Genomic DNA, 21,606 nt, shown 5'->3' with positions numbered 1-21,606 from the left:
GGGCAGAATAGCGTCACATTCACGAGCTTAGAACAAACAAAATTATTTAAATAGAGTTATCCTATCGTGCATTCAAAACCATGACGAAAATACTCTCTTTGTATAGTAAAAAAAATATTTTTTACTATACAAAAAAATTATTTAACTGGTGGATCTCTTGCTAGCTATTGCCCTTACTCGCTTATGTTTTTTTGTTATTTAAAAGTGTCATTATTTGGTAAAAAAAGTTTAATAATGCACTGGTAATCACGCCAAATTCTGATAATCTCTTACCACGTTATTTTCTTCAGCCGATTTTTCGTACAGCTAAAAAATAACGTGATAATAAAATTATCCACATATAGTTAAAATAAAATCACTATGTATTTAAAGGTATTGTAAAAACCTTTTTATTCAATAAAACCAAAGTATTATATTGACAAGGCCAGATTTGACATTTACAAATCTCTGGCTGTTTTTCGTACTTGACCACAAGGTTATCCACAAGCAGCATCAATAAAGCATACTGATAAAGTGGAGCCTACTTGCGCTTTGTGGCATGCTTAGCCATCTTTAGCTTAATTTAGTCGCTTCGCGTATTTCTTATGACAATTTCTGCAACCACCCAAGACTCTAATAACTCGCAATCACCCTTAATATTGGTCGATGGTTCATCGTATTTATTTCGAGCCTATCACGTACCTTATTTGCAAGCTCTTTCAACCGCTGATGGTCAACCTACGGGAGCTATTACTGGTGTATTGAATATGTTTCGTAGTTTAAAAAAAGACTACCCCAATGGCAATATCATCGCTATTTTCGATGCTAAAGGTAAAACATTTCGTAATGACATGTTTCCCGAATACAAAGCCAATCGTCCACCAATGCCTGATGATTTACGTACTCAAATTGCACCAATACATGAGATTATTACAGCAATGGGTTTGCCACTTTTAGTTATTCCGGGTGTTGAGGCCGATGATGTTATTGGTACATTGGCAAAACAAGCTGATGAGCTTGGTATTGAAACCGTTATTTCGACCGGTGATAAAGACATGGCGCAGCTTGTTACTAAGCATGTTCGTTTGATTAATACCATGACCGATGTAGAAATGGATGTTGCTGGCGTTAGTGAAAAGTTTGGTGTTAGACCTGATCAAATTATCGACTATCTTGCATTAATGGGGGATAAAGTTGATAACATTCCTGGCGTTGTTAAGTGTGGTCCCAAAACTGCCGTTAAATGGTTAGCAGAACATGGCACCATGCAGGAAGTTATTGCCAATGCGGACAAAGTAAAAGGCAAGATTGGTGAAAATCTTCGTGATGCATTAGAACAACTGCCATTGTCTTATCAATTAGCCACTATTAAATGTGATGTTGAATTAGAACAAACGGCTGGAGAATTAGCGGCTAGTGAACCAGACGTAGACGCATTAGCTGAACTTTATCAAAAGTTCGAACTAAAACGTTTGTTAGCTGACTTAGGTAAAGGTGGAAGTGACGTTGGCGCGAGCACTAGTAGCGTAGCTAAAAAAACTAAAGCAGACTCTACAGCTTCGGTGGGCGAGCAGGCCGTTGAAATTAAAGCTGTAGACGTTGAAAAAACTCAATACGATATTATTTTAGACAAAGAGCTTTTTGAACAGTGGTTGAAAAAGTTACAAGCGTGCGAGTCTTTTGCTTTTGATACTGAAACCACTAGTGTTCATTATATGAAGGCTGAACTAGTCGGAGTATCGTTTGCTATTGAAGTGGGGAAAGCTGCTTATGTACCATTGACTCATGATTATGAAGATGCCCCTGAGCAACTTGATAAAGAGTGGGTATTAGCGCAATTAAAACCGTTACTCGAAAGTAAAACCATTAAAAAGATTGGTCAAAATCTTAAGTATGATGCCAATGTATTAAGCCATTATGATATTGCTTTGCAAGGCATCGAGTTTGATACCATGATCGAGTCTTATTGTTATAACAGTGTTGCTACCCGACATAATATGGATGCATTAGCACTGAAATATCTTGATTATCAAACCGTGCATTTTGAAGATGTAGCAGGTAAAGGTGCTAAACAACTTACTTTCAACCAAATTGACATTGAAAAAGCGGGTCACTATGCCGCGGAAGATGCGGATATCACCTTGCGATTACATCAGGCTATTTTCCCCGCGTTAGCAGAAACCGCTTCAATGTTAAGTGTTTTCAATGAAATCGAGATGCCATTATTACCTGTACTGGCCCGCATGGAGCAAACCGGTGTATTAATTGATAGTGATATCTTAGCTGAACAAAGCTTTACCCTAGGTCAGCGTTTAGATGAACTAGAAATTGAAGCACATAATTTAGCAGGTAAAAGCTTTAACTTGGCATCACCGAAGCAATTACAGCAAATTCTTTTTGAAGATTTAAAAATCCCGGTCATCAAAAAGACACCCAAAGGTGCTCCTTCAACAGCAGAAGAAGTATTGCAAGAGTTAGCGCTCGATTACCCATTACCCAAGGTTATTTTGGAAAATCGAGGACTTAGTAAACTGAAGTCGACGTACACCGACAAGTTACCATTAATGGTGAGCGATAAAACTAATCGTTTGCATACTTCGTATCATCAGGCGGTTACGGCAACAGGGCGTTTATCTTCAACCGATCCAAACTTGCAGAACATTCCAATTCGCAGCGAACAAGGCCGCAAAATTCGCCAAGCTTTTATTGCACCAAAAGATCATAAAATAGTCGCGATAGATTACTCTCAAATTGAATTACGCATAATGGCACATTTGTCGAACGATAAAGGTTTAGTCACTGCCTTTAGCGAAGGTAAAGATATCCATCGCGCGACAGCGGCAGAAATCTTTGCTGTTGAACTTGATGAGGTTACTACCGATCAACGACGTAGTGCTAAAGCTATTAACTTTGGTTTAATTTACGGTATGTCAGCATTTGGTTTAGCCAAGCAGCTCCATATTGGTCGTCAGCAGGCGCAAGAGTACCAAGATAAATATTTCCAGCGTTACCCTGGTGTATTAACGTATATGGAAGATACTCGTCAACAAGCGAGTGAGCAGGGCTATGTTGAAACCTTATATGGTCGTCGATTATATCTACCTGATATTAATGCTAAAAATGGTATGCGTAAAAAAGCGGCCGAGCGAGCTGCAATCAATGCACCGATGCAAGGAACCGCTGCGGATATTATTAAAAAGGCCATGTTAGCCGTAGATTCATGGTTACTTGAGCAAAATGATGACCGTATAAAAATGACTATGCAAGTTCACGATGAACTGATTTTTGAAATTCATCAAGATATTGTTGAAGAAACCACAGCTAAATTGGTGACGTTAATGAATGATGCGGTAGAGCTGAGTGTGCCATTAATTGCAGAGGCTGGCATTGGCGATAACTGGGATGAGGCGCATTAATTTTATTTTTAACCTGAGCTAGTAGGTTAATACACTGATAAGAGAAAACCACGCAATGTTAGCATGTTGTGTGGTTTTTTTATGGCGATCTGTTTATCCAGTGCATTTTCTGACAAGCTCCCAAGGGCGAGTACCTAATAAAAAAGTAAAGGCTTACATACAGCGTTATTGATTTTGACAAGGACGCTGTATGGATGCAGCTTATTAGAGAATGCAGGAGCGTATTTTCCTGAATAACAATTCTCTTCGATCAATGCATTGCCTCTAAGCCCTTTAATTCTCGCTGAGTGGGAAATAACGTAATGGACTTGGAATGACTTTTAGGCGTTAGAATAACGCTCTTTATTACCTAACCAACGTTGAATTAATGCTTGAGCACATTCAGGTTGTTGGCGTGATAATAAATAGGCCTTTTGCTTTATTTCAGGTATTAAGTATCCGTCACGCAATAGGTCGGCAATCTTAAGATCTGCTAAACCTGTTTGTCTAGTACCGAGTAACTCCCCAGGCCCTCTAATTTCAAGATCTTTTTCTGCAATCACAAAACCATCATTACTTTCTCGTAATACTGCTAAGCGTTTAGTGGCTGTTTTTGATAAGGGCGCTTTATATAATAACACGCAAAAAGAGGCGACAGAGCCTCGGCCAACACGACCACGTAATTGATGTAACTGGGCCAATCCTAAGCGCTCAGGGTTCTCTATAACCATCAAACTGGAATTAGGTACATCAACTCCCACTTCAATCACCGTAGTAGCAATTAGCAGGTGTAAATCACCCGATTTAAAAGCATCCATCACTTCTTGTTTTTCAATGGCCTTCATCCGGCCATGTACTAAACCAATTTTTAACTCAGGTAATTGTTCTTGTAATAAAATCGCAGTATCTTCGGCAGCTTGGCATTGTAATACTTCGGACTCTTCTATTAAGGTACATACCCAATAAGCTTGCCTACCATCATTAACACAGCCTTGGCGAATTCGTTCAATGACATCCCCGCGGCGTAAGTCAGGTAAAGCTACTGTATTGATTGGGGTACGACCGGGTGGAAGTTCGTCAATAATCGAGGTATCTAAATCGGCATAAGCGGTCATAGACAAGGTACGAGGAATAGGGGTTGCCGTCATGATCAACTGGTGAGGGTATTTATCATCGAACACGCCTTTTTCACGTAAAGTGAGGCGTTGATGAACGCCAAACTTGTGTTGCTCATCAATTATAACTAACACTAGGTTTTTAAAGACTACATCAGCTTGAAATAGTGCATGGGTGCCGATAACCATTTGCATCTCACCACTAGCAATATGCTCAAGCGCCAGTCTTTTAGCTTTTGCCTTGGTTTTACCAGCCAGCCAGCCGACGCTAATATCAAGTGGTGTAAACCAGTTAGCAAAATTAATAGCGTGTTGTTCAGCAAGAATTTCAGTAGGTGCCATCAAAGCGACTTGATAACCTTCACTAATAGCGGTTAATGCAGCAAGGGCAGCGACTAACGTTTTTCCTGAGCCAACATCGCCTTGCACTAAACGCATCATGGGTTGAGTTTTAGCTAAGTCAGTTTTTATTTCCTCGACTACGCGTGTTTGCGCATTAGTGGGGGAAAAAGGTAATGCGTTCAAAAATTTTTGACTGATCTTTTCATCACCCAATAGTGATACCGCATCATGGATATCACTATTTTGTCTAAGTTTAAGCATACTTAAGTTATGGGCAAGTAACTCTTCTTTAATTAACCGTTGCTGAGCAGGATGACGACCTTGTTCTAATTGCTCAACCGATACCTCGGGTGGCGGACGATGAATGATGGTTAACGCTTCACTGAGAGAATACTGCTCATTAAAAAGATTCGCGGGTAATAACTCTTCAACTTGCCCTCGCTGTAATCGAATCAACGCTTGTTCGGTTAAACTGCGTAGGGATATTTGTCTTAGACCGTCGGTGCTGGGATAAACAGGCGTTAAGGTTTCTTCAACCGGGGTTAATTCTATATCGTCATCAAGGGATTTATATTCGGGGTGAACAATTTGATAACCACGTGGCCCACGTTTTACTTCGCCGTAGCAGCGGATAGTTTTGCCAATCGCTAAGCTGTTTTTTTGACTGGCGGAGAAGCTGAAAAAGCACAGTTGAATACTGCCAGTGCCATCATGAAGAGTAACCACCAACATTCGGCGTTTACCATGGGTGATTTGGCTATCAGTTATTTCACCAATAATATTGGTTGAGGTACCGACTAATAAATCACGCACTGTAGTAATACGCGTTTTATCTTCATAGCGTAAAGGCAGGTGAAAAAGCATATCTTGCACTGACAGCAAGCCAATTTTCTCTAGTTTTTCCGCTAAACTAGGTCCGACACCTTTGAGGGTACTCAGGGGAACTTGTGATAATCGGCTTAACGCTTCCAGTGCCATAGGTAACCTCAGCTCAGCTTAGCTCTTGTATCTAGATAACTAGTCATCGAGATGTTGCCAAGCTTTCTTGTTCATTTGCATTTTTTGCCACCATTTTTCATCAGCTACAATTTGACCTGCTTCATCTATTTCAGGGTACGGTAACCCCTTACGCTGACAAGCTTCTGCAAAGATAGGGTGACCACCTTCAAATAAAGTACGTTGACGGCGCTCATTACTTAAGCGAGGTTGATCATACATACCCGCTGCAGCGCGCTGGCGTTGTGCTTCGTATAAAACGACCGAACAAGCAACCGAAACATTCAGTGATTGCACCATGCCGACCATAGGAATAACAATATGCTGATCAGCTAGCTCAAGTGCTTCTTCTGAGGTGCCAAACTTCTCCTGGCCTAAAATTATAGCGGTGGGCTTGGTATAATCAATTTCGGTAAAATTAACAGCAGTATCAGACAAGTTGGTCACCAATACCTGCATGCCCTGTGCTTTTAACGCAGCAATGGCATCGGCTGTTTTATGGTAATTATGGACATCAATCCAATTTTGGCTACCTGCGGCACTACCACCGCGTACTTCCGCCTCTTCACTCTTCCATACCGCATGAACATCACTAATACCAATAGCATCACAAGTGCGTACTACGGCGGCTAAGTTATGAGATTTGTGTAAGCCTTCCATGCATACCGTTAAATCAGGTTGGCGTTTGTCTAACATGGTATTAATACGTGCTAATCTTTCTGGAGTCATTTTTTAATCTTTTAAATAATTTTGAGCTGATATGTGGCTTTTATTAGTCACTTAAACTTAACTTGGGCCAACCAAATAGGCAAAATGAATGTTAGTTAGGCAAAGCCGTCAAGCTGTGAGTCTATTGAGCTTATATCTATAAGTGATTTAGACGAACAGCGCAGACAATGCCGACTAATTTTCATTCATGAAGCATATTTTTAGTTAACGCTAGGAAGTTCCATCACACCGTCAATTTCAATATCAACATCTTTTGGTAACTTAGATACTTGTATTGCCGCTCTTGCTGGGTAAGGTTGGCTAAAGTAACGACTCATAATATCGTTAACTGTGACGAAGTTACTTAAATCCGTTAAGAATATATTCACTTTAACCATATCGTTAATGTCGCCACCCGCGGCTTCACATACAGCAACTAGGTTTTTAAATACTTGTTCTGCTTGTTCAGCAAAGCCACCTTCAATTACTGTCATTGTTTCAGCAACAAGTGGAATTTGGCCTGATAAATAAACTGTATTGTTTACTTTCACTGCTTGGCTATATGGGCCAATGGCGCTAGGTGCTTTGTCTGTACTGATAATACTTTTCATAATCTTTCCTTTAGAGTAATCTTTGGAGAGTCTTTGGAGACTGCTGTGGTAATTGTTTTGTTTATTTATTTCGAATGACGCGTTGTACATCAATCATGACTTTAATTTTTCGAATAATATCCGCTAAATGAATACGATCTCGACAGGTTATTTCCATGTCTATTACGTATAAGCCAGCTTCTTTTTCACCAGAATTTAGGTTGTGAACGTTAGAGCCACACTTTGCAACTGCATTAGTTAATAATGCTAATGCACCTTGATGGTTAATGATTTCTACCCGTAATTTAGCAATAAACTCTTTATCAATATCGCTATCCCATTTGACCGGGAATAAGCTGCCTTGGTCGTGGCCTTTAATGTTTCGACAACCTTGCTGATGCACCATTAAACCTTTACCCGGGCTTAAGTAAGCCAAAATAGCATCGCCAGGGATAGGACGGCAACATTTACCGTAACTGACTAACATGCCTTCGGTACCCTTTATCGGCATTTTGGTCTTGGGGCTGGTAGTCGATGTTAATTCATTGTCTTCGGTAAAACCATCGGTTAATTGTCTAGCAATACCGATACTCAAGGCATTACCTAAACCGATATTCGTCAATAATTCTTCAAAAGTACTATTGCCACTTTGTTGCACTACTTCATCAATTTTTTCTTGTGCTAGATCTACAAGTTTAGTTTTACCGAGGGCGTGACTTAACAAACGCAAACCTAAAGCATGAGATTCATTTTTTTCACAGCTTCTTAAATAAGTTCTGATTTGTAAGCGAGCTTTAGCGGTAACGACAAAGTTTAACCAAGTTGCATTAGGCCTTGCTGATGCTGACGTTATTACTTCAATGGTTTGGCCAGAGTCAATGGGTCGGCTCATAGGATAAGGTTTGCGATCAACCTTAACGCCGACACAAGAATTACCAACATCAGTGTGCACTGCATAAGCAAAATCGATTGCGGTTGCGCCCATTGGTAGCTCAATAATACGGCCGTCCGGAGTGAAGACATAAATTTCTTCAGGAAATAAGTCAGACTTAACGTTTTCAATAAACTCGAAAGAGCTGCCTGCACTTTGTTGTAGCTCTAATAAACTTTGCATCCAACGACGGGCTTTCATTTGCGCCGTTGTACCCGTGTTGTCACCATCTTGTTTGTATAACCAATGAGCAGCAACACCTTTGTCGGCCATTTGGTCCATATCATGGGTACGGATTTGAATTTCTACTGGAATGCCATGCGGACCAATTAACGAGGTGTGCAGTGATTGATAACCATTAGTTTTAGGGATGGCGATATAATCTTTAAAGCGTGTTTCAATCGGCTTGAATAGGTTGTGCATAGCACCTAACGCGCGGTAGCAGTTATCAATTTTATCATGCACGATAACGCGAAAAGCATAGATATCCATCACTTCATTGAACATTAATTCTTTATTTAGCATTTTACGATAAATTGAATAAAGGTGCTTTTCTCTGCCTATAATTTGCGCGTCAATACCGCTTTCGGCCAAACGTGCAGCAATTTCTTTTTCAATGTTATCAATAATAGCTTTACGATTACCGCGGGCACTTTGTACTGCAGATTTTAAAGCGCGAGAACGCATGGGGTAAAGCGCTTCAAAGCCGAGAAGTTCTAATTCATTTTTTATATCATGAATACCTAGACGGTTAGCTATTGGTGCATAAATCTCTAACGTTTCGCGAGCAATACGTCGACGCTTATCTGGTCGTAAAGAGCCTAAGGTACGCATATTATGGGTACGATCGGCAAGCTTGATTAAAATAACTCGGATATCTTGCACCATGGCAAGTACCATCTTACGGAAGTTCTCCGCTTGCATTTCTTCTTTGTTATTAAATTTAAGTTTATCGAGTTTACTAACACCTTCAACGAGTTCAGCCACGGTATGACCAAAAAGTTCAGCTAATTCATCTTTGGTTACTTCGGTGTCTTCAATAACATCGTGTAATAACGCTGCCATGAGGGTTTCATGGTCTAGATTCATTTGCGCTAAATTAATAGCTACAGCAACGGGGTGAGTAATATAAGGGTCACCACTGGATCGCATCTGGCCATCATGGGCATCACGCGCAACAACATAAGCGTGTTTAAGCAAATCAATTTGTACTTTTGATAGATAAGTAGAGCTAAGTTCTTTTAAAGGTTCAAATAAGTACACCTAAAACTCCAAATTGAAGGGGGCAAATGGGGGTAATTCGAGTATATACCCTAGTATGTACTAATGTTACCTCGAAACGCACGGTTCAGCGAGCATTAAAAGGGCTAGAGGGGAGGCATTGATTGAAGTTTCATTAGTATAACTACAATACGCAGCAATACGGTCTATGTACAAGGAAAAAATAAAACTTAAGCAATAAAAAAACGCGTAATCTATATTCTGATATAAAGCAGAATATAGATTACGCGTTTTTAAGAGCTTAAATTAATTTATTCTCAAAAGAGAAATATTAACTTTAGCTTAATTCTTCTTGTTGACCACCAACAATCGCTGCAACAGCATCTAATTCAGCAGTATCTTGCTGGATTTGTTGTGCACGATCAGAAGTGTTCATAATGTCTGTAGTAATTAAGCCTGCTTCGATTTCACGCAAAGCAATTACAGTTGGTTTGTCATTCTCGACATCAACCAATGGATCTTTTCCACCCGTTGCAATTTGACGAGCACGACGTGATGCAACTAGCACCAAATCAAAACGATTGCCGACTTTATCTACGGCATCTTCAACAGTTACGCGAGCCATCTGGGCACTCCAACTAATAAAACAACTTACAAAATAGCTGCGTAGTTTACTGCCCACTCACTAATTAAGCAAGCGATACCCTATACAACTGGAGAGATTTTTGCCTATTCAGTTGGCTCCACGGCTTCAATGTTTAGCAACTTACTAAATAAACTTTGCTGCGCGATGCTTTGCTGACGACATTTAAGGCGCTGATTATTTACAATAGTAGTGAGATCAAGCAAGGCTTGCTCGAAATCGTCATTAACAATGACGTAATCAAATTCATTATAATGAGAACATTCAGCTTGCGCTTGTGCCATACGACTAGCAATGACTTCATCACTGTCTTGGCCACGACCTCTTAAGCGACTTTCTAACTCTTCTTTAGACGGCGGGCTAATAAAAATAGTTGTTACGCCAGGTTTTTTCATACGAACTTGCTGAGCACCTTGCCAATCAATATCGAGAAAAACATCAATACCTTGAGAAAGTTGCGCATCAATAGCTGCTTCAGAAGTGCCGTAATAGTTGCCAAATACTTCAGCATACTCATAAAAGGCGTTGAGGCTGATTTGCTTTTTAAATTCTTCAACGCTAACAAAGTGATAATGTTCGCCATTATTCTCACCAGGGCGGGCATCTCGCGTGGTATGAGAAATAGATACCTGCATGGCTCTTGCGGAGGCTTGATTATCAGGTTTTAGCAAGGCATTGATAAGGCTTGATTTTCCTGCGCCACTTGGCGCAGAAAGAATAAATAAATTACCGGGAACAATCACAGGGTTTTCCTTGAATCACATATTAAGTTGTACCAAGAGGAGTCATTAATTAGCCAGCTTGGGAATAAATTGCAGCCAATAAAAAAGGCTAAGCCATATTTTACTCTATTAGAATAAAAAAAGCTCAGCCAGATTTTTTTGCTATTTTAGCAGATGACTTGCGAGAGTGCTAAAGCACCTTAGCAATAGATTTTGCTAAGTAATCAACATTGCTATTGGCAATACCAGCAATACTCATACGGCTAGAGCCCACCAAATAAATGCTGTATTCGTCTTGTAGCTGTTGAACTTGCTCAGGCGTAAGGCCTAAGAAAGAGAACATACCATTTTGACGACTAATAAAGCTAAAGTCGCGAGTAACACCATTTTCTATTAACTTATCAACGATTAATGTACGATTGCCATTAATGCGATCACGCATTGCTTTTAATTCAACATACCACTCGTTGCGTAGCTCATCTGAACTTAAGATCGTTTCAACAATAGCGGCACCATGCGCTGGTGGCATAGAGTAGATAACGCGCACAACGTAAAGTAAAACAGAGTTAGCAATATCAACAGCAATGCTTGATTCACCAATGATAGTACAAGCACCAATACGTTCTCGGTATAAGCCAAAGTTTTTAGAACATGAACTACAAACAATCATTTCTTTAACTGTTTCTGCCATAAGACGCAAACCGTAAGCATCTTCGTCTAAGCCTGAGCCAAATCCTTGATAAGCCATATCAATTAATGGCGTGAAACCAACATCTTTAGCCACATTCGCAACTTGTTGCCATTGTTCATTGTTTAAATCCATACCACTTGGGTTATGGCAACAAGCGTGTAATAGCACCACATCATCACTACTAACTTCTTTAAGGGCATTTAACATGCCGTCAAAGTCTAAGCTTTTGTTCTCATAATCGTAATAAGGATATGTTTTAACGTTTAAACCAGCCGCTGCGAATAAACCAGTATGGTTTGCCCATGTTGGGTTACTTACCCAAATAGTAGCGCCAGCTTTGCAAGACTTAATAAATTCTGCAGCAACACGTAAAGCACCAGTACCACCAGGAGTTGAGATGGTGCGAGCACGATTTTCATTTAATACTTTATGCTCAGCGCCAAAAATAAGTTTAGCCATTTCGTCATTAAAGACAGGAGAGCCTGTAGGGCCAATGTAAACTTTACTGTCTTCAGTATTGGTACGATGTTGTTCAGCTTTTTTTACACAATCTAAAACGGCAGTATGACCTGCTTCGTTTTTGAATACGCCAACACCCAAATCAATTTTATTTGGGTTGTTATCTTTTTTATATTTAGCTAATAATCCAAGAATTGGATCGGCAGGCAAAGCCTTTAAACTACCAAACATGACAGAAGTTTACCTTATGGTTTGAAGAGAGTTACGTCCATAAGGCATCATCGCGCTTATGAGTTCAAACTCTCTAATTTTTAATCACTCAAGCATAACGTAAAGTTAGGGCGTAATTAAAGTGATTTTTATGCCATATCGTGACAAAAGTAAGATTAATTTGTACGGATGTCAGTCTTTATTTTATAAGTGCAAAATTATTTATCAAATAAGAAATTTTACTATTGATAAAACGAACTAAAAATTATTCGTAATCGCAGCAATTACGCCAATAACACCGCCAAATATGCCCCCCCAAACGACTAGCCAACCAAGATGTTTTTTTATCATTTTTTGAACTATTTCTTTAACTAATTGAGGGGTCAATTCATTAAGACGTTTTTCAATAATATCGCTGACTTTGTCCCGCATGCCGGAAATTATATCTGGTTGTTCTAATTCTTCTCGTAACAAGGTATTAAATTGCTCACTTTGCGCGATATCTTGTATAGAGATTTTCATCTTCTCAATAAATGGTTCTCTCATAGGTTGCAAAGCTTCACTACCTCCGACCATGGCAAGCATGCTACCAAAAGAAGAACTTTCAATAACAGCAACTAAGCTGTCAAAGGCGGGGGATAGGTCAATCTTCTCGATGACAGGGGCCAAATTAAGGGTACTGGCTTTGCCTGAACTATCAGAAAGAAATCGGTCAATGTTTTGCTCAGTGAAAAATTGTTCCATCATCAATTGACGAATAGCAATTTTGAACTCTTCAAAACGCGCAGGAATGACACCTGAGCCATACAATAATGGCACCTTTTCAAATAGCATATACACAGCAAGCCAGTTAGTGATGGCGCCAGATAAGGCAAAAAGGCCTAATGTGAAAAGAATATGATGCTCGCTAACATAGCCCCCTACTGTAAAAGCTAATGCAATAAGGTTAGTGATAAGGCTTTTGTTCACGAAATACTCCAAGATGATTTGGTTAAATTTTAAAAGCGGCTATGATAGCATTTAATTTACTTAAAATAGATAACCCAGCAATGACAGCTTCTTTGAAAAGTATCTTGACGTTAACAACGTTATTTTTTATTAACGCCTGCGGCGCGGATAACTCAGCAGATTCTGTTTGGCGTGAATTATCACTAAACAATACGGTGTTATTAACCTTGCCCCATGGCAAAGTGGTTATTGAATTAGCTCCTCAGTTTTCCCCTATACACGTAGCTCAATTCAGTCAGCTAACTCAACAAGGCTTTTATGACCAGACAAGTTTCTATCGCGTGATAGATGGTTTTGTCGCTCAAGCTGGCCCGAAAGATGGCAGTAAAAAAGACCGCTCGGTACCACTTCTGGCGATGGAAGCAGAGTGGCAGACAGATAAAAAGTGGACATACACATCGGTACAGGAAAATGATTTATTTGCCGAACAGACAGGTTTTAAAGACAGTTTTGCTCTTGGCTACCAAGCAAGTAATGACGGAAATACTGGTAAAGCTTGGCTAACACACTGTCCAGGTACTGTCGCAATGGCTAGAAATAATGAAGCCGATTCAGCATCGAGTCACTTCTATTTTGTTATTGGTCAAGCACCACGCTATTTAGACCGTATTATGACTATCTTTGGCCGTGTGGTTTACGGTATGCAACATATCCAAGCAATACAGCGAACGGAGGTTGTCAAAGGCGATTATGCTGTAGATCATCGAGATTTTACTAAAATAGTCAGTATGCAATTGATGAGTGATGTGACAAAAGCAGATCAAATTCATATCGAAGTTGAAAATACCGAATCAACAAATTTTGCTGATCGCCTAGTGAAACGTCGTGCTCGTGATAGTGCTTTTTTCTATAAAAAGCCCCCACCTGTGCTTGATGTTTGTCAGATCCCTATTAGAAGTCGACGAGTGAAATAAAACAGCCGATAAATATTTTTTAGCAATGTGGAAAGTGCTGTGTAAAGTTGTTATGACTTTGTAATTTAATCCCTTTACCCGTGTTCTGTTGTTCTCAATATGTTAAAGTAGCTCATTAATAATACAATTATCTATAGTTAATAGCTGAACAGGGACGATATTTTGCCATTATTCTCATTAAAATTATTAAAAAGCGACTTCCTCAAAGCTGCAGCTAAGCACAATGGCTTAGCTACAGTAATTACTTTTCTTAGTCTGTCCGCGTTAAGTAACTCTGCTTGGGCAGATATTCAGCCACGAAGTGCTAGCCAAAATTATTCGCAAAAATCACTGTCAAATGCCGGAAATCCTGCAGCGGCAGCACTTATTGTTGCGCGTAAAGACCCCCATGTGATGACCGGTGGTTCTTTTGAAATAGGCGGCGGTGTTGAATATGGTAATTTAGATGAATTATTTGGCAAAATAGATGAATTATCATTATTGTTTAATCCGCCGAGCGAAGGTGATGACGGCGCTGGTAGCGAAGCTCCCCCTAGCCTAGAAAATCCTGATAGGGATTACCTATGGGAAGATCTTTTTGTCGAATACCCGGAGCTAGAAGATCGCCTTGAGATTATTAAAACAAAGGTAGTGACCACCGCAAGTTTGCTAGCCTTAATTACCGCTGAAGGCTACGGTAAAGCGGAATTAACAAGCGAGGCGAGTTTTGTTTTGCATGAAGACTTCTTTGGCGGCACTTTATTATTCGGTATGGCATATAAAGGCAATTCAGAAGCAGTGGGTATTTTTGAGGAAATTACCTTTGATTCAGACTATGCAAAGGCGCAATTGAAAACAATCCCTGATTTTGATGAAAATGATCCGATACAAGAAATCGACCTATCTGATGGCATTAGCTTATTTTATAACCCCGCGAATAAAAGAGTTAAAATGTCTGTCGACAATGACAGTTTGTTGCTGGTTAAAGCAACAAAAATAGCGCAGTTTTCCTTATCTTACAGTCGCAATGTTATACAAAGTGATGCCGGCGATTTATATTTGGGCGTAAAACCTATCTTTTATCGGGTTGGTTTAACCCATACCAGTACTCGTATTGGTGAAATTACCGATACTGAAGATTTGTTTGAGGATATTAAAGATGCTGATTTTATTTACCAAAATGGTTTTGATGTCGATTTAGGAATTGTTTGGGCGGCAGATCATTATCAGGTAGGCGCCTCTGTAAACAGCCTCTTTGAGCATACCTATGAATTTCCTGACTTCGATAGAAGATCATTTACGTCATTAAAAATATTAAGTCAGCTTAATGACCAAAGCTCTTATACTATGGAGCGTCAATTGAAGTTAGAGGCAGGTATTTTTACTGACCAACGTCACTGGAGTTTAAACCTTGAGTTAGATGCCAATGCGGTTGAAGATCCTATGCATGATGATTACCAATGGTTCACATTAACAGGCGGGTATGCAGCAGACAGTTGGTGGTTGCCTAGTGCACGTTTAGGTTTTAGCCGTAACTTAGCGGGTTCAAAGCTTGCCTATGTAAACGCAGGGGTGACCGTCATGAAATTTATTAACATTGATGTGGCAACCACTTTAGATACGGTTACGTTAGATGGCAGTGAGATGTTGCGTGGTGCAAATATTCGTTTAGGCGTACAATTTGATTACTAAATTCTATCTCTAGATTTGAAAAGAAATTAGCGAATTAACTCTGTAGTTAATTCGCTTTATAAAGACAATATTACGATTAGCGTTATCTCGTTAGCTTGTAGCTAATATTGACAATATCAAAAACACGCTCACCTTCAGGTGCATTTACAACTATCTCATCGTCAACGGCTTTACCTAATAACGCACGAGCCATAGGGGAGTCGATACTAATTTCTCCTCGTTTTACGTCCCATTCATCAGGACCGACTAAACGATAAACAACTTCAATATCATCTTCGTTGATTAAAGTGACCCAAGCCCCAAAAAAGACTCGACCCTCTTGCTGAGGATCGGGATACACTATGGTTAAATCTTCTGTACGTTTCATTAAAAAACGTACTCGGCGATCTATTTCACGCAAACGGCGCTTACCATAAATATATTATAACCCCACTGTTAGACATACTATAAATAGAGTTATGTCATATTATTTGAAATTTATGGTCTATTATTTATACATTACTATTCTTCAGCATTTTCACTGCGATCACCTTGTGCCGCTGCTTCACTGACTGAGCGAGTAATTTTGGGACGTTCGTCTTTCCAAAGAAACTTAAGCTCTTTATCTAAACGGTCCCAGCCTGCGCGAGTTATATAACTTGATCTTTTCATCGTGCCATTTTACATAATAAAGTAGTGTTTTGTTAGGGGCTATTGACCTTTCGAGATTGTTTTTGCAACAAACGCTGTCCGAAGGATTCGGTTAAAAGCGTCTTACTCTTTGTTGAGTAGTATTTGCTTAGAGTGACTAGGCTACACACTACTCGCCGCGATTAAAACGCTTTATTCTCGTTAAAGAAAGCGAACAAAATTTAACCGCGAAAGATCAACAGACCCTATAATATAGAAAATAACCTTTGCATGGTGCTGTATTAAGTCATAAGGCTGGGGACTGCAGTAAAATTTTCGTCGCAACAGTTTTCTGTTATTATGCTGTCCAACATATTATCCTGCTGGAATCGCCTTTCAATGTTAACTATTGCCGAGCAAATAGCTCAAGAACTCAATGTTAACGCGGTACAAATTAATGCCGCTATTACCTTACTTGATGATGGTGCTACTGTGCCATTTATTGCCCGTTACCGTAAAGAAGCCACTCAAGGCTTAGACGATAACCATCTTCGTCATTTAGCACAGCGCTTAAGCTATTTACGCGAGCTAGAAGACCGTCGACAAGTTATTTTAGTTAGCATAAAGCAACAAGATAAGCTCAGTGCTGAATTAGAAAAATTAATTAAACAAGCAGATAACAAAACTCGACTAGAAGATTTATATTTACCCTATAAACCAAAGCGTCGTACTAAAGGTAAAATAGCCAACGAAGCAGGCATAACTCCCTTAGCGAATAAGCTTTTTAATAACTGGCAACTATCTCCAACAACTGAGGCGGTCGCTTTTATTAATGAAACGGCAGGTTTTTCTGATGTGAAAGCTGTGCTAGAAGGTGCGAGCTATATTTTAGCGGAGCGTTTTAGTGAGGATGCTAACCTACTAGCAAAGCTGCGTAGTCATTTGTTAAAACAGGCGCATTTAGCCAGTAAACTTGTTAAAGGCCAAGAAAGAGCAGGCGCTAAATTTCGTGATTACTTTGAGCATAGTGAAAAGCTGAGAACGGTTCCTTCTCATCGCATGTTAGCGATGTTACGCGGAAGGAATGAAGGTTTTTTACAACTCAATATTGATGTCGATCCAGGACAAACTATCACAACGTTTAATAGTGCAGAACAACTTATTATTGAGCACTTAACACTTAAATGTTTATCATCAGGTAATAAACAACCCGCTGCGGAATTTTTAACGAAAGTAGTGCAATTAACATGGAAAGCTAAATTAAACATCAGCTTAACAAATGAATTGATCACGAGTTTACGCGAGCAGGCAGAAACACAAGCGATAGACGTATTTTCAAATAACCTATCCGATGTATTAATGGCAGCACCAGCAGGGCCTCAAGTAACATTAGGCTTAGATCCTGGCTTAAGAACAGGTTGTAAAATTGCCATTGTCGATGGCACAGGAAAACTATTACATACTGCTACTATATTCCCACATGTCCCACAAAATCATTGGGATAAGTCACTTCGTACATTGGTGAATATTTGCCGACAACATAAAGTTGAGTTAGTGGCCATTGGCAATGGTACCGGCTCGCGAGAAAGTGACAAATTAGTTGCTGAGGTGATCCAACTCTTTAAAGCGGATGAAAGCAAAGTGCAACTCACTAAGATGGTCGTTAGTGAGGCTGGTGCTTCTGTTTATTCCGCTTCTGAATTTGCAGCGAACGAGTTTCCTGATTTAGATGTGTCATTACGTGGTGCTGTCTCTATTGCTCGTCGTTTACAAGACCCATTGGCTGAGTTAGTAAAAATTGATCCTAAAGCGATAGGTGTTGGCCAGTATCAACATGATGTCAGCCAAAGTCAGCTCAGTAAAACCCTTGATGATGTCGTTGAAGATTGTGTAAATGCGGTTGGTGTTGACTTAAACAGTGCTTCAGCGGCGTTATTAACGCGCGTTTCGGGATTAAATAAAACAATGGCTGGTAATATTGTTGCTTTTCGCGATAGCCAAGGTCGTTTTACCAATAGAAAACAGTTGAAAAAGGTAGCGCGTTTAGGACCAAAAGCTTTTGAGCAAGCCGCTGGTTTCTTACGTATTACTGACGGTGATAATCCGTTAGATCAGTCAGCGCTTCATCCTGAAAGTTATCCAGTGGTTGAGAAAATTCTCAGTCAATTACAACTTGATGTGAGTAAAGTACTTAATAATAACGAGCAATTACAATCTCTCGATATCACTCAGTTTACCGATAATGATATAGGTGAAATAACCATTAAAGACATCATTAAAGAGTTAGCTAAACCAAGTAGAGACCCTAGACCGGCATTTAAAACCGCTAGTTTTGCTGAAGGGGTAAATACCATGGCAGATTTAACCCCAGGTATGATACTTGAAGGGGTGGTCTCTAACGTAGCTAATTTTGGCGCCTTTGTTGATATTGGGGTACATCAAGATGGATTAGTACACATTTCATCAATTACAGATAAGTTCATCAGTGATCCGCGTGAAATTGTGAAAGCTGGTGAGGTTGTTAAAGTGAAAGTGGTTGAAGTAGATATAGCTCGAAAACGAATTAGCTTAACTATGCGTTTGGAAGAGCAGGTTAGCGCACAAACTAGCAAACCTGCTTCAGCTAAAAGTGACGGGAAACACGATAGCAATAAAGCAAAGAATCACGAAAACAGTAGTAATAATCAAGGTAAATCAGCCGTAAAGCACAACAAATCAAAAAGTAAGAAAGTAGACAATGCCGCTATGGGTAACGCTTTCGCCGATGCTTTTGCTAAGCTGAAGAAATAAAAACAGTCATTTTAAATTATTTGTTAAAATAGTGTTGACTATCTTAATGAGAATGATTATCATTTATTTAGTTGCTTAGGCAGTGAATGCTCTCTCACTAAATAGGTAATAGCAAAGCAGGGAACTTAGTGGTTATGCTCCAGGACACATAACCACTAAGTGACCACTTTGGGATTCTACAGAGTTTATTCGACATTAAAATTTTTGATGGTTTAGCCAGTAACACTTTCTTGATGGTAAGTGTCACTGGCTTTTTTATGCTTGTTATATTTAAACTTTTTATTAATTAATAAAAACTGAAAAATAGTGTTGACTATTCAAATGAGAATGATTATCATTTGTTTCGTTGCTTAGGCAGTGAATGCTCTCTCACTAAATAGGTAATAGCAAAGCAGGGAACTTAGTGGTTATGTTCCAGGACGCATAACCACTAAGTACCACTAAGTACCACTTTGAGGTTTTACAGTTTTAATTCGATTTTAAAAATTTTTGATGGTTTAACCAGTAACACTTTCTTTAAGGCAAGGGGTACTGGTTTTTTTATGCCTGCTAATATACCTATTGATTGTTCTTTGTTACGCTATTTTAAAGCGACCGACTACCTCAGACATATTATTACTGCTAACTTTCAATTGTTGACTAGTTTCGCTGAGTTGTTGTGTTGTAGCCAGAGATTCATCAGTCATACTCGCTAAATCATTAATGCGTAAATTAACCTCATCAGCTGCTAGGCTTTGTTGCTCGGTAGCTCGAGCAATTTGAGTATTCATATCGGAAATGACTTGCATTAAGCGGTCGATTTCAGAAAGAGAATCATCAGCCTTACCTGTTTGAGCAACCGTTTGTAATGAAATATCTTGACTGACTTTGACCGCAGAGACAGCTGCTTGTGCACCCGTTTGTAGTCTTTGTATCATTTGCTGAATTTCATTAGTACTTTGCTCTGTACGATTAGCTAAGGTGCGCACTTCATCAGCGACTACTGCAAAACCACGACCTTGCTCACCAGCGCGTGCAGCTTCTATGGCGGCATTAAGGGCCAGCAAATTGGTCTGTTCGGCTATGCCTCGAATCACATCCAGAACTGAGCCAATATTGTTACTCTCAGATGCAAGACTGGCGACCACTTGGCTTACTTCATCAATATTAGCCGACAGCGACTGCATTTGTGTAATGGTGCTCGAAATAATTTTTTTACCATCCGTGGTGTTATTTCTCGCATCGTTTGCTGCTTGCTCCGCTGAGCTGGCATTGTCACTCACTTCCTTTATTTGAGAAGTCATTTCTTCCATGGCAGTTGCTACTTGAGTGGTAATGTCATTTTGGTTGTGGATAAGAGCTTGGGCAGTATCACTGGCGCCAGAAACAGCTTGTGCATGGTCTAAAACCTGTGCGGTATTGTTCGATACATCTTGTAAAGATTGGCGCATTTTGCCAGTAAAGTTATTAAAATAATTAGATAATCGAGAAATCTCATCGTGACCTGTGTCATCCAAAGAATTAGTAAGATCACCATCACCTTGGGCGATATCTTTCATTAACTCTGCAGCTGACTTAGTGGGCAGTAGGATACTTTTTCCGATAACATAGCTTAAAATAATAATAATAATAGCGATAATGAGGCTATCAATAATGAGCATATTACGTTGTTTGGCAAAGGTGGCCTCAATATCATCAAGGTAAGTACCTGTGCCAATAATCCACTGCCAAGGGGTGAAACCTTTAATAAAGCCAATTTTATCAACAGGTTCATCAAAACCAGGTTTAGCCCACTTGTAATAAACGAAGCCATGACCTTTATCCTCGGCAACCTTAACCATATCGATAAATAAAGACTTACCATCGGCGTCTTTAATGCCCGATACATTTTTACCGTTAAGCGCTGGTTTGACCGGATGCATTATCATGTTGGGCGTAAAGTCATTCACCCAAAAATAGTTATTTTTGTCATAGCGCATACTGGCAAGGATACTTAACGCTTGCTCTTTTGCTTTACTTTCATTGAGCTCACCTTTTTGTTGCAATGCATAGTGGTGTTCAATAATGCTGTAAGCACTATCAACTAGCTCTTCGGTTGTATGTTTTTTTTGCTCCATTAACGATTTGTATTCTCCTGACAAACTCATAACATCGAGTACTGAAAGACCAATAATAATTAATACCACCAGAATAAATAACCTTTTCTGTATGGTGAATCTCCGTAAAAAATTCATAAAATTCCCTTTTAAATTAGTAAACTATGCTAATTAATATAGTTCAATTTTAGTGTAGCTCAATTTTTACGATAATTACGAATAAGCTAAATAAAAGTACGTAGTTGAAAGTTAAAAATAAATTAATCACTGTTGATGAAATATTTCATACAATGCTGCCCTTGCCTTGAGCCAGGTTTTAATAGGATAGAAAGAGTAAATAATGTACTAAATGACATCAAGTGCTCTTTTTCATTTAAAAAAAGAAGATAGATTGTTTTACTTTATTCTCTGGCAGGTTAGCAGCAGTAAAATCAGTATGGTGAGAAAACCGAATTTAACTTTTTTATAAGGCACATTAAGCGCCTGAAGTATGCATTTAGATTGTTAATAAAAGCATAAAAAAAGGGAAGCATATGC

General features: G+C 39.4%; 15 protein-coding genes. 4 read left to right on the top strand and 11 right to left on the bottom strand.

Annotated elements, in window-relative coordinates:
* Positions 1-584: 584 nt before the first annotated feature.
* Positions 585-3,395 (top strand): DNA polymerase I, encoded by a 2,811-nt coding sequence (gene polA / locus CXF79_RS22845; protein WP_101158087.1) that lies wholly within the window; start codon positions 585-587, stop codon positions 3,393-3,395.
* Positions 3,396-3,715: 320 nt separating this feature from the next.
* Here polA and recG read toward each other — a convergent pair whose 3' ends face one another.
* The 8 genes from recG to CXF79_RS22805 form a co-directional block, all read right to left on the bottom strand.
* The gene (gene recG, locus CXF79_RS22840) at positions 3,716-5,809 is read right to left on the bottom strand and encodes an ATP-dependent DNA helicase RecG (protein ID WP_101158085.1); all 2,094 of its coding nucleotides are present in this window, start codon (positions 5,807-5,809) and stop codon (positions 3,716-3,718) included.
* A gap of 39 nt (positions 5,810-5,848) precedes the next feature.
* Positions 5,849-6,556, bottom strand: a complete 708-nt coding sequence (gene trmH, locus CXF79_RS22835; RefSeq protein ID WP_011045694.1) for a tRNA (guanosine(18)-2'-O)-methyltransferase TrmH — start codon at positions 6,554-6,556, stop codon at positions 5,849-5,851.
* A gap of 200 nt (positions 6,557-6,756) precedes the next feature.
* Positions 6,757-7,149, bottom strand: coding sequence for a RidA family protein (locus CXF79_RS22830; RefSeq protein ID WP_187148322.1), 393 nt, complete (start codon positions 7,147-7,149; stop codon positions 6,757-6,759).
* Between the two features lie 58 nt (positions 7,150-7,207).
* Positions 7,208-9,319 carry a bifunctional GTP diphosphokinase/guanosine-3',5'-bis pyrophosphate 3'-pyrophosphohydrolase gene (gene spoT, locus CXF79_RS22825; RefSeq protein ID WP_011045692.1) on the bottom strand — a complete coding sequence of 704 codons (2,112 nt, stop codon included), beginning with the start codon at positions 9,317-9,319 and terminating at the stop codon, positions 7,208-7,210.
* Positions 9,320-9,614: 295 nt separating this feature from the next.
* Positions 9,615-9,902, bottom strand: a complete 288-nt coding sequence (gene rpoZ / locus CXF79_RS22820; RefSeq protein ID WP_011045691.1) for a DNA-directed RNA polymerase subunit omega — start codon at positions 9,900-9,902, stop codon at positions 9,615-9,617.
* Between the two features lie 104 nt (positions 9,903-10,006).
* Positions 10,007-10,663 (bottom strand): guanylate kinase, encoded by a 657-nt coding sequence (gene gmk / locus CXF79_RS22815; RefSeq protein ID WP_011045690.1) that lies wholly within the window; start codon positions 10,661-10,663, stop codon positions 10,007-10,009.
* Between the two features lie 169 nt (positions 10,664-10,832).
* Positions 10,833-12,023 carry an amino acid aminotransferase gene (locus tag CXF79_RS22810; protein WP_101158083.1) on the bottom strand — a complete coding sequence of 397 codons (1,191 nt, stop codon included), beginning with the start codon at positions 12,021-12,023 and terminating at the stop codon, positions 10,833-10,835.
* 237 nt (positions 12,024-12,260) lie between these two features.
* Positions 12,261-12,971 carry a hypothetical protein gene (locus CXF79_RS22805; RefSeq protein WP_011045688.1) on the bottom strand — a complete coding sequence of 237 codons (711 nt, stop codon included), beginning with the start codon at positions 12,969-12,971 and terminating at the stop codon, positions 12,261-12,263.
* 41 nt (positions 12,972-13,012) lie between these two features.
* Here CXF79_RS22805 and CXF79_RS22800 point away from each other — a divergent pair, with 41 nt between their 5' ends.
* Together CXF79_RS22800 and traF are read left to right on the top strand one after the other, a co-directional pair.
* Positions 13,013-13,924, top strand: coding sequence for a peptidylprolyl isomerase (locus CXF79_RS22800; protein ID WP_011045687.1), 912 nt, complete (start codon positions 13,013-13,015; stop codon positions 13,922-13,924).
* 162 nt (positions 13,925-14,086) lie between these two features.
* Positions 14,087-15,595 carry a conjugal transfer protein TraF gene (traF, locus tag CXF79_RS22795; protein WP_101158081.1) on the top strand — a complete coding sequence of 503 codons (1,509 nt, stop codon included), beginning with the start codon at positions 14,087-14,089 and terminating at the stop codon, positions 15,593-15,595.
* An 82-nt stretch (positions 15,596-15,677) separates the two neighbouring features.
* On the opposite strand, the gene CXF79_RS23940 is transcribed toward traF, so the two are convergent.
* Together CXF79_RS23940 and CXF79_RS23935 are read right to left on the bottom strand one after the other, a co-directional pair.
* Positions 15,678-15,995 (bottom strand): GreA/GreB family elongation factor, encoded by a 318-nt coding sequence (locus CXF79_RS23940; RefSeq protein ID WP_442871903.1) that lies wholly within the window; start codon positions 15,993-15,995, stop codon positions 15,678-15,680.
* Positions 15,996-16,096: 101 nt separating this feature from the next.
* Positions 16,097-16,246, bottom strand: a complete 150-nt coding sequence (locus CXF79_RS23935; protein WP_442871902.1) for a hypothetical protein — start codon at positions 16,244-16,246, stop codon at positions 16,097-16,099.
* Between the two features lie 357 nt (positions 16,247-16,603).
* Between CXF79_RS23935 and CXF79_RS22785 the strand changes: the two genes are divergently transcribed.
* Positions 16,604-18,994: a Tex family protein gene (locus tag CXF79_RS22785; protein WP_101158079.1), complete on the top strand. Its 2,391-nt coding sequence runs from the start codon at positions 16,604-16,606 to the stop codon at positions 18,992-18,994.
* Between the two features lie 575 nt (positions 18,995-19,569).
* On the opposite strand, the gene CXF79_RS22780 is transcribed toward CXF79_RS22785, so the two are convergent.
* The gene (locus tag CXF79_RS22780) at positions 19,570-21,207 is read right to left on the bottom strand and encodes a methyl-accepting chemotaxis protein (RefSeq protein WP_101158077.1); all 1,638 of its coding nucleotides are present in this window, start codon (positions 21,205-21,207) and stop codon (positions 19,570-19,572) included.
* Positions 21,208-21,606 lie beyond the last annotated feature (399 nt).

The organism is Colwellia sp. Bg11-28, assembly GCF_002836245.1.
In the GTDB taxonomy this organism is placed as follows: Bacteria; Pseudomonadota; Gammaproteobacteria; order Enterobacterales; family Alteromonadaceae; genus Colwellia; species Colwellia psychrerythraea_A.
The sequence above is the reverse complement of the archived record's forward strand: the minus strand, read 5'-3'. Positions and strand labels throughout refer to the sequence as shown.